At 26.3% G+C, this 7,707-nt stretch carries 8 protein-coding genes; all 8 read left to right on the top strand.

The window, feature by feature from the left end; genetic code table 11:
• Positions 1 to 52 precede the first annotated feature (52 nt).
• Positions 53 to 877, top strand: a complete 825-nt coding sequence (locus tag RI76_RS00790; RefSeq protein WP_017192228.1) for an energy-coupling factor transporter ATPase — start codon at positions 53 to 55, stop codon at positions 875 to 877.
• Entirely contained in the window at positions 853 to 1,716 is an 864-nt protein-coding gene (locus RI76_RS00785) for an ATP-binding cassette domain-containing protein (protein ID WP_017192227.1), read from the top strand. Before RI76_RS00790 ends, RI76_RS00785 begins: the two co-directional genes overlap by 25 nt.
• Positions 1,709 to 2,731, top strand: coding sequence for an energy-coupling factor transporter transmembrane component T family protein (locus RI76_RS00780; RefSeq protein WP_017192226.1), 1,023 nt, complete (start codon positions 1,709 to 1,711; stop codon positions 2,729 to 2,731). Before RI76_RS00785 ends, RI76_RS00780 begins: the two co-directional genes overlap by 8 nt.
• A gap of 62 nt (positions 2,732 to 2,793) precedes the next feature.
• Positions 2,794 to 3,528: a tRNA pseudouridine(38-40) synthase TruA gene (truA, locus tag RI76_RS00775; protein WP_017192225.1), complete on the top strand. Its 735-nt coding sequence runs from the start codon at positions 2,794 to 2,796 to the stop codon at positions 3,526 to 3,528.
• Positions 3,529 to 3,542: 14 nt separating this feature from the next.
• Positions 3,543 to 4,160: a dTMP kinase gene (gene tmk / locus RI76_RS00770; protein ID WP_017192224.1), complete on the top strand. Its 618-nt coding sequence runs from the start codon at positions 3,543 to 3,545 to the stop codon at positions 4,158 to 4,160.
• Positions 4,157 to 5,122: a hypothetical protein gene (locus RI76_RS00765; RefSeq protein ID WP_017192223.1), complete on the top strand. Its 966-nt coding sequence runs from the start codon at positions 4,157 to 4,159 to the stop codon at positions 5,120 to 5,122. The genes tmk and RI76_RS00765 overlap by 4 nt, the downstream gene beginning before the upstream one ends.
• 20 nt (positions 5,123 to 5,142) lie before the next feature.
• Complete coding sequence (gene rsmI, locus RI76_RS00760) at positions 5,143 to 6,009, top strand: 16S rRNA (cytidine(1402)-2'-O)-methyltransferase (protein WP_017192222.1); 867 nt, start codon at positions 5,143 to 5,145, stop codon at positions 6,007 to 6,009.
• A 20-nt stretch (positions 6,010 to 6,029) separates the two neighbouring features.
• The gene (gene metG / locus RI76_RS00755) at positions 6,030 to 7,583 is read left to right on the top strand and encodes a methionine--tRNA ligase (RefSeq protein ID WP_017192221.1); all 1,554 of its coding nucleotides are present in this window, start codon (positions 6,030 to 6,032) and stop codon (positions 7,581 to 7,583) included.
• Positions 7,584 to 7,707: the final 124 nt, after the last annotated feature.

Here is a 7,707-nt window from a genome sequence, read left to right as displayed (position 1 = left end):
TTAATTATTATTATGTTTATAATGGTTAAAATAAATAAAATTAGGTTATAAAATGATAATTGTTAAAGGTTTAAATTTTAGTTACAAAGAAAAACAAATTCTTCATGATTTGAATTTTAAGATCAATCCTGGAACATGGGTTTCTATAACAGGCGATAATGGTTCAGGCAAGTCTACTTTAGTGAAAATTTTAATCAGTTTATTGCAATTCCAAAAAGGACAAATTATGATCAACGGTTTAGAATTGAATGAAGATAATTTGTCTGATATTCGTCCTCTTATGGGGATTGTTTTTCAAAACCCTGATTATCAATTTATCGGATTCGATGTACGAAGCGATATCGCTTTTGGTCTAGAAAACCAAAATTTACCAAGAGAAGAAATGCAACAAAAAATTTTTGAGGTGTCTCGTTCTTTAGGTATTTATGATTTGTTAGACAAAAAACCTCAAGAACTATCTGGTGGTCAAAAACAAAAAGTCGCTATTGCTTCTGTTTTAGCTATGGAACCAGAAATTATTATTTTTGATGAACCAACGGCTTTTTTAGATCCTCAAGGAGTTAAAGAGATTCATAATATTATCAAAAACATTCATCAACAAAAAAATAAGATTTTAATCACTATCACACATGATTTATCTTTTGCTTTACAAAGTGATGAGATTATTATTTTAGAAAAAGGTCATCTATTAAAACATGATAAACCAACAAATTTGATTAAAGAACCTTCTTTTTTGGAAAAATATTTTGTTAATTTACCCTTATCTTTGAAACTTTATTATGAATTATTAAAAAAAGATGAAAATTTATCTCATGAAAAAACAGAATCTTTGCGAAAAATAAAGGAAATCTTATGGCAATACAGTTTAAAAATGTAAGTTATTATTATGATAAAACAAAAACACATGCTATCAAAGATATTAATTTAAAAATTAATGAAAATAATGAATTTATCGCGTTAATTGGTCAAATTGGTTCGGGAAAATCTACTTTGGTTCAATTGATGAATGGTTTATTGACGCCTTCAGAAGGGAAAATAGAAGTTTTTGGGCAAAAAATAAATTCCAAAACGCCTGAAAAATGTTTATCTTCTTTGAGAAGTAAAATTGGTTTAGTTTTTCAATTTCCTGAATATCAACTTTTTGAAACAACTGTTTTAAAAGATGTTATTTTTGCGCTTAAAAATTTGAAAATAAATAATAATACTTCAGAAAAAAAAGCTATTGCTGTTTTAAAAAGATTAGGCATTGAAGAAGATTTATTTATTTCATCTCCTTTTAAATTATCTGGCGGACAACAAAGAAAAGTGGCTCTTGCTGGCATTTTAGTTATGGATCCTGCTATTTTAGTTTTAGATGAACCTACAAGAGGTTTAGATGTTAAAAGTCAAATTGAAATTATGAATTTTTTTCAAGAATTATTTCAAATAGAAAAAAAAACCATTATTTTTATCACTCATAATATAGATTTAGTATCAGAATACGCCAATAGAGTGATTTTGTTAGAAAAAGGTCAAATTATGTTTGATGGTTCTAAAGAAGACTTTTTTATGAATGAAAAATTCAATAAATTTGAAACTTATAAACCGCAAACTTTCCAACTGGCGTATTTTTTAGAAAAAGAATTGAACATCCCCTTTATTCCTGTTTATTCTTTTAAAGAAATGTTAAAATATTTAAAAAAATTTTATGAAGGAAATAATGGTTTAGATGATTAATTCCGATTTACAACAAAAAACTGATTTAAAGAAAAAATCTTTTTTATATAGCATTAATCCGGCGATTAAAATCATCACTATCATTGCGTTTTTTAAAATTATTTTTAGTTTAGATGTCTCTTTTTTTTTCAAAGAAAAAAAATTATTAGAAACAGTTTTATTTTTCGGACCTTTCGTTTTTCTATTTTTGATTTTATTTTTTTTGTTAATGCATCTGAATTTTTCTGTCGTTAAAATGTTAAAACGTATTTCTCATTTGAAATTTCTTATTGTATTAAGTTTAATTTTTCATATTTCTTTAAAAGAAGAAGCTGGAAGAGACATTTCTTTTCAAGTGTGGAATGTTTACTTAATATTGTTCAGTTTAGGGGCTTTTTATTTTGTTTTTAAAAAGATATTTCCGAAAAATATTTATTCTTTTTTGTTTGTTATCTTTTTCTTGGCAATGCCTTTTCTTACTTCTCGTTTTAACTTGTTGAAAACACACAAAATACCTTTTATACAGGCAGATTATACGGTTCAATTATTCTTGAAAAAAACAGATTTATTAAAAATTATTTTAATATTTATTAGGATTTTATTGATTTTAACTGTTATAACTTTATTTAACGAAACCACTTCTTTTATGGAAATAAATGATGGTTTGGAAATCGTTTTAAAACCTTTGAAAAAACTAAAATTTCCTTTAGAATTTTTTTCCATCATGATATCTTTGATTTTCATGTTTATTCCTTTTTTAATGGAAGAAACTCAAAAGATTATTAAAGCGCAAATGTCTAGAGGTTTGGATTTATATACTAAAAATTTATTTAAAAAGATTTATAATTTATTATCTTTATTAATTCCTATTTTTGTGATATCTTTTCAAAAATCTTTAGTTTTAGCTAATGCTATGGAAGCGCGTGGATATGTTTTAGGCAAAAAACGCACTAAATTAAATCATTATAAAATGACAAAAAAAGATTATCTGTTTTTAATAATTATTTTATCATTTTTTATATGGAGTTTTTTTTAAAAAAGGGGAAAAATATTTTTTTATTTTATGATTTATTATAAAATAAAAGAGAGGTTTTTGATTTGAAAAAATTTACTTATAAATTAGTTTTAAGTTATGATGGCACTAATTATCATGGATATCAAAAACAACCTAAATCAATCACAATTCAGTCCGTTTTAGAAAATGTTTTGTTTCGTCTTACGAAACGAAAAATTATAACTTACGCCGCTAGTCGCACTGATAAAGGGGTTCATGCTGAAGGTCAAGTAGTTCATTTTTATACTTCATTTTTGATTGATAATTATTTTTTCCAAAAAGCTTTAAATAAAGTTTTGCCGAAAGATATTAAGGTCGCGGAACTCTCTTTAGTATATGATGCTTTTCACGCTCGTTATCATACTAAATCCAAAATTTATAAGTATTTTTTTTCTAAAAAAGAATTAACGCCTTTTAATAACCGTTTTCAAACTTATTTTGAATCTTTGGATTTTACCTTAATTGAAAAAGCATTATCTTTAATTAAAGGCGAACATGATTTTTTTTTATTTACCAATAATAAAGACGAAAAAAAATCCACCGTTAAAATCATTTATGACGCTTTTTTAGAAGAAACCGAATATCAATATATTTTGGTTTTTCACGGTAAAGGTTTTTTAAAACATATGATTCTTTTTTTAGTAGGTTTTTTAATTAGGATCGGGCAGAAAAAAAAGAATTTATTAGACTTGGAAAATATGTTAAACTTAACATATGGTAAACAATTTTCTTATTTGGCTCCTCCTTGTGGTCTTGTTTTAACAAAAATTTTTTATTAAAAAGGTGTTTCGATATGTTTATTTCTTTTGAAGGCGGCGAAGGAACAGGTAAAACCACTCTCGCAAACGCTTTGTTTAAAAAAATGTTTCAAAAACATGCAGTTATTTTAACTAAAGAACCGGGAGGTTGTGAAACTAATCTTCCTATAAGAAGTCTTTTATTCAGTTCTGATCATAAAATAGACGTTCGCACGGAAGCTTTATTATACGCAGCCGATAGAGCAGAACATTTAGATAAAGTTATTTTACCAGCTTTAAAAAAAGGTCAAATAGTGATTTGCGATCGTTATCTAGATTCTTCTTTGGCTTATCAAGGTTACGCTAGAGAGTTAGGCGAAGAATTTGTTAAAAAAATTAATGTTATCGCGTTGAAGACGATGCCTGATATTACTTTTTATTTAGATTTAGAACCTCAAATAGGACTTCAAAGAATAAAAGACAAAAGAGAAGATAAAAGAGAATATTTTGATTTGCAAACTTTATCTTTTCATCAAAAAGTTAGACGAGGTTTTTTAAATTTGCATAAACAATTTCCTCAGAGAATTTTTAAAATTGATGCTAACCAGCCTTTGGAAGAAATACAATCCATCATTGAAATAGAAATACAAAGATTGTTTAAAATAAAATTATGAATAAAAAACAACGTTTATTAGAAAAATTTAAATTTATTATTGAACAAAAAAAATTATCTCATCTTTATTTAATAGAAGGCAGTGACGAAGAAGTTAGACATGAACTTATGATGGAATTAGTTCATGAATTTTTACAAACTTCTCCTTTTGACTCTCAATTAGAAAATTTAATTAAAAATTTTTCGTATCCTAATTTTTATCATTTAAGTTATAAAAAAAATAATTCCATTAAAAAAGAACAAATTTTGGAAATGCAAAATTATTTCAACCAAACTTCTTTGTTTCGACAAAAAAAAGTTTATGTTATTGAAGGTATTGAACATCTTCATGTTAAAGCAGCTAACAGTTTACTTTATTTTTTAGAAAACCCTATTAGTGAGAATATTTTAGGTGTTTTATTAACTAATAATAGCGATCTTGTCCTTCCTACTATTCTTTCACGTACACAAGTTTTTTCGTTAGATAATATGATGGAAGACAAAGAAGAAAAAAAAGTTTCGCCAGCAATTAATACAGGCGCAGTTTTAGATGACGTTTTAATCAGTTTATTAAATCGTTTTCACAACGGAACAGAAGATGTTTCAAAAAATAATTATTATTTAGAATTTAAAAAATTCTTTTTATTGTTTTTAGATAATTTTAAAAAAAAGAATGATTTTGTTTATTTGTTCGGGGAAGCTAAGTCTTTAACTGAAGATAAATTGTTTTTTAGTGATTTTTTAAAAATTATAATGCAATTTTTCTTAGATTTATATTATAAAAAAAATAATTTATCTTTTACTTTTCCTATAGAATTATTAGAAAAAACTTTTTTTGATGAATTATCTTTAGAACATATTAATAAATATTTAGAGATATTAGAACAAATAGAGCAAAAGAATGTTTTTGTCAATGCTAATTTTTGTTTTATGACTTTATTTTTAGAAATAGAAAAACAAAAGGAGTTTTTAAATTTAACTTAAAATTTAAAAATCATTAAAATATGGCAATAATACAAAAAACCTTTATCGAACCGAAACCAACTTTATATTTGGTTTCCACTCCTATCGGCAATATGTCAGATTTAACCTTTCGTGCGTTAGAAATTTTAAAAAAAGTTGATTATATTTTGGCGGAAGATACCAGAAGAGCTCATAAAATATTAGAATTTTATCAATTTAAAAACAACTTACTTTCTTTATATCAATATAACGAAAAGCAAAGGGTGCAAAAGATTTTATCTTTGTTAGAGAGCGGCAAAGAAATAGCTTTAATTAGTGACGCTGGTACTCCTTTAATTAGCGATCCAGGTTTATTGTTGGTTCAAGAAGTTAAAAAAGCAGGTTTTTATGTTACTTCTGTTCCAGGGCCGGCGGCTTTTTTGTCCGCCTTTAGCATTTCTTCTTTTGATATTCCGTTTTTATTTTTAGGTTTTTTAACTAAAAATAAAAAAGTTAAAACGGAAATATTATTAAAACACCGTTTTTTTGAAGGATCTTTAATTATCTATGAATCTCCTTTAAGAATTAAAGACACTTTACAAATAGTTCAAATGCATTATCCTCAACGTAATGTTTCTGTATCTAGGGAATTAACAAAAAAATTTGAAACCATTATTAATGGCGATATTGATAGTGTTTTATTAGAAGAGTTGAAAACTAAAGGAGAATATGTTTTAGTCATTGAAGGCAATAAAAAGTCTTTTTCTTATCAAGATTTTTCTTTAGACGAACATATTATGTTTTTTTTGCAACAAGGTTTTTCGGAAAAAGAGTCTTTTTCTAAAGTCGCTAAAGTGAGGAATATTTCTAAAAAAGAGATTTATCAAAAATATAAAATTCAAAAAGATAATGGTATATATAATGTATAAAAAGGAGATTTATTGTTTATATGAAAGTTAAAAAAAAGAAGTTTTACATTTCTACTTCTATCGCTTACGCCTCAGGCATTCCGCATATTGGTAATGTCTATGAAATGATTTTATCCGACTCAATAGCACGCTTTAAAAAAATGGATCATTATGATGTTTATTTCCAAACAGGAACCGATGAACACGGTCAAAAGATTGAAAAAAAAGCTTCTCAAGAAAAAATAAATACTCAAGAATATGTAGATCATATTTCTTCTGAAATTAAAAGAATTTATGATTCCGTAGGGGTTAATTATGATCATTTCGTGAGAACGACCAATGATTATCATAAAAAAACAGTTCAAGCGATCGTTAATAAACTATTAAAAAAAGGCGATATTTACTTAGGAACTTATGAAGGTTGGTATTCTGTCGTTGAAGAGAGTTATATAGCAGAAAAAGACTTAATCAACGGTAAAACTGCTAGTGGTGAAACACCAGTTTGGTCAAAAGAAGAAGTCTACTTTTTTCAATTATCGAAATATCAAGAGCGATTATTAACTTATTTAAATGATAATCCTCATTTGATTTTGCCTAAAGAAAGAAGAAAAGAAATTTTAAATTTGTTAAAAGAAACTTTAACTGATTTATCTATTTCTAGGATTTCTTTTAAATGGGGTATTCCTTTAAGTTTTGACCCTAACCATGTGGTTTATGTTTGGATTGATGCTTTAAGCAATTATATTACCGGTTTAGGTTTTCAACTGTCTGAAGACGGACAAATCTTGCCTAATGAACAATTTTTAAAATATTGGCCTTGTGATCTGCATGTCATCGGGAAAGATATTAGCAGATTTCATTTGATTTATTGGCCTATTTTATTGATGGCTTTAGAAATCCCTCTACCAAAACAATTTTTAATTCATCCTTGGATTTTATTCAATAACAATAAAATTTCCAAATCGACTAATAATGTGGTTTATATAGATGATTTGTTAAAGTTTTTTTCTGTTGATGCTATTAGATATTTTGTTTTACACGAAATACCTTATGTTTCTGATGGAACTTTAAGTTATGAACTTTTATTAGAAAGATATAACGCTGATCTTGTGAACACGATAGGAAACTTGTTAAGCCGCACTTTAGGCATGATTAAAACTTACCGTAACACTCAATTAACTAAAACAGCGACAGAAGAAAAAGATGATTTTAATTTGCCTCAAAAAGCGCTTGATACTGTGAAGTTGGTTAAAAAAACAATGAATTCTTATCGAGTGGCGGAAACGATGGAACATATCATTCAATTAGCTCGTTATTCTAATAAATATGTGGATATTGTTGAACCATGGAAAATTGTTAAAGAGGAAAATAACTCAGCCAAATTAGATGTTTTTTTATATAATTTAGTCGAAACTTTACGTTTTATAGGTATTTTATTAAAACCCTTTTTGCCTGAAACATCTGAATCAATTTTAAAACAAATTAAAGCAGAAGAAGAAACTTTTGAAAGTTTAGAAGAATTTGGCATCACTCAAACCAAAGAATTACAACCCGGAGAAAAATTGTTTGAACGACTTGATAAAATTGATTTATAAATAAAATTCGTCTTTTCGGGTAAATAATTCTTTTTCCAAAAACCATTTGAACCTCTTTTAAAGAAAAAAATACTTCAAATAAATAATTATTTGAAGATGTAGCAGATCGGAAGAGCGGTTCAGC

The sequence above is a fragment of the Milkweed yellows phytoplasma str. MW1 genome (assembly GCF_000309485.1).
Lineage (GTDB): Bacteria > Bacillota_I > Bacilli_A > Acholeplasmatales > Acholeplasmataceae > Phytoplasma.
This window is presented reverse-complemented; position numbering and strand designations above follow the sequence as displayed.

Bases quoted from the DNA above. Each gene is read 5' to 3' on its own strand.
- RI76_RS00765 (WP_017192223.1), top strand. From the start codon at position 4,157: ATGAATAAAAAACAACGTTTATTAGAAAAATTTAAATTTATTATTGAA.
- RI76_RS00785 (WP_017192227.1), top strand. From the start codon at position 853: ATGGCAATACAGTTTAAAAATGTAAGTTATTATTATGATAAAACAAAA.
- RI76_RS00790 (WP_017192228.1), top strand. From the start codon at position 53: ATGATAATTGTTAAAGGTTTAAATTTTAGTTACAAAGAAAAACAAATT.
- RI76_RS00780 (WP_017192226.1), top strand. From the start codon at position 1,709: ATGATTAATTCCGATTTACAACAAAAAACTGATTTAAAGAAAAAATCT.
- metG (WP_017192221.1), top strand. From the start codon at position 6,030: ATGAAAGTTAAAAAAAAGAAGTTTTACATTTCTACTTCTATCGCTTAC.
- tmk (WP_017192224.1), top strand. From the start codon at position 3,543: ATGTTTATTTCTTTTGAAGGCGGCGAAGGAACAGGTAAAACCACTCTC.
- rsmI (WP_017192222.1), top strand. From the start codon at position 5,143: ATGGCAATAATACAAAAAACCTTTATCGAACCGAAACCAACTTTATAT.